This window comes from Pseudomonas sp. SB113 (assembly GCF_040754745.1).
GTDB lineage: Bacteria > Pseudomonadota > Gammaproteobacteria > Pseudomonadales > Pseudomonadaceae > Aquipseudomonas > Aquipseudomonas grimontii.
Window position 1 is genome coordinate 1 of the sequence record NZ_JBFMHW010000056.1, and the last position, 1485, is coordinate 1485.

The 1485-nt window shown below is 64.0% G+C and carries 3 protein-coding genes; 2 read left to right on the forward strand and 1 reads right to left on the reverse strand.

All coding sequences use genetic code 11. The features are described from left to right. Nucleotides 1-278: ATP-binding protein (locus AB1462_RS31340; protein ID WP_367248938.1), on the forward strand; the 278-nt coding region annotated here is incomplete at its 5' end. Continuing rightward, entirely contained in the window at nucleotides 275-901 is a 627-nt protein-coding gene (locus AB1462_RS31345; RefSeq protein ID WP_367248940.1) for a response regulator, read from the forward strand. The genes AB1462_RS31340 and AB1462_RS31345, both read left to right, overlap by 4 nt. 60 nt (nucleotides 902-961) lie before the next feature. Here AB1462_RS31345 and AB1462_RS31350 read toward each other — a convergent pair. Next, the coding region (locus AB1462_RS31350) for a pentapeptide repeat-containing protein (protein ID WP_367248942.1) at nucleotides 962-1485 on the reverse strand (524 nt) is incomplete at its 5' end.

Below are 1485 nucleotides of genomic sequence, written 5' to 3' on the forward strand. Positions count from 1 at the left end.
GCAAGACCCATCTGTACCGCCTGCTCCAGGAAGCCCTGACCAACATCCTGCGCCATGCCGACGCCAGCCAGGTGCACGTGCGCCTGCAACATCGCGGTTCGCGCCTGCGCCTGTGGGTGCGCGATAACGGGCGTGGTGCAGACACGCCCCAGCGACCCGGCGTGGGCCTGTATTCGATGGCCGAACGCGCCCGCTGCCTGGGCGGCGAATTGAAGATCATCAGCCACCCCGGCGCCGGTTGGGCGTTGGCCTTGAACATGCCGTTGGAGGCACCATGAATATTCTGTTGGTGGATGACCACGCCGTGGTGCGCCAGGGCTATGCCAGCCTGCTGCGCGCGCTGCTGCCAGCCGTTGAGGTGCGCGAGGCGGCCAGTGGTGAAGAAGCGCTGAACCGGGTCCAGGAAGCGCTGCCGCACCTGGTGATCATGGACTTCGGCCTGCCGGGCATCAGCGGCCTGGAAACCACGCGTCGCCTGCGCCAGCGCCTGCCGCAACTGCGCGTGCTGTTTTTCAGCATGCACGACGAACTGCCCCTGGTGCGCCAGGCCCTGGACGCCGGGGCCTCGGGTTACCTGACCAAAAGCTCGGCGCCCGAGGTGTTGATCGAAGCGGTGCGGCGCATCCTCGACGGCCATGCCTACATCGAACAGGCCCTGGCCACCGAACTGGCCTATTCCCCCAGCGATCAACGCTTGCAGGGCATGACCCCGCGTGAGCTGGAGATTTTCCTGATGCTGGCCAGGGGCACGCCGACGCGCGCGATTGCCGACCAGCTGAATATCAGCAGCAAGACCGTGTCCAATCACCTGACCTTGCTCAAGAGCAAATTGCAGGTGAGTTCCCATGCCGAGCTGGTTCACCTGGGGATCGACATGGGGGTGGTGCGGGTGGTTGGATAACCGGGTGTGCACAAATCCACTGTGGGAGGGGGCTTGCTCCCACATTTTAATGGCGTCGTTTCAGCGATCCCAGGTCGTTGGGCAATCCTGGCAGCCCTCCATATTCGCATCCTGAAAATTCCCATAATGTTGCCGCGCACCGGTCAGGGTGGCGTTTTCAAGGTTGCTCTCGCCGAACTTGGCTTCCTGCAGATTGGCGTCGCTGAGGTCGGCACCTTGCAGGTCGGCCTTGCTCAGCCAGGTCATTTCCAGGTCGGCCGCACGCAGGTTGGCCTTGTGCATTTTCGCCCCCGACAGTCGCGCAAATTGCAGGTAGGCCGCGCTGAGGTTGGCGTTTTCGAACTGCGCGCCCTGGGCGAACAGGCCCCAACCCTGGATCGCCATCAGCGTGGCGCCGCTGAAGTTGGCCAGGCGCAGGTTGCTTTGTTGCAGGCTGGCGCGGGTCAGGTTGGCGCCTTGCAGCTGGGCTTTTTCCAGGTTGGCCAGGTCGAGGTTGGCATGGCGCAAATCCGCCTCGCGCAGGTCGGCGCCGGCCAGGTTCATTTTGCTCAAGTCCTGGTTGCGCAGGTTGGCGCCCTTGAGGT

Coding starts and splice junctions, on each gene's coding strand:
- AB1462_RS31345 (WP_367248940.1), top strand. CDS start 275: ATGAATATTCTGTTGGTGGATGACCACGCCGTGGTGCGCCAGGGCTAT.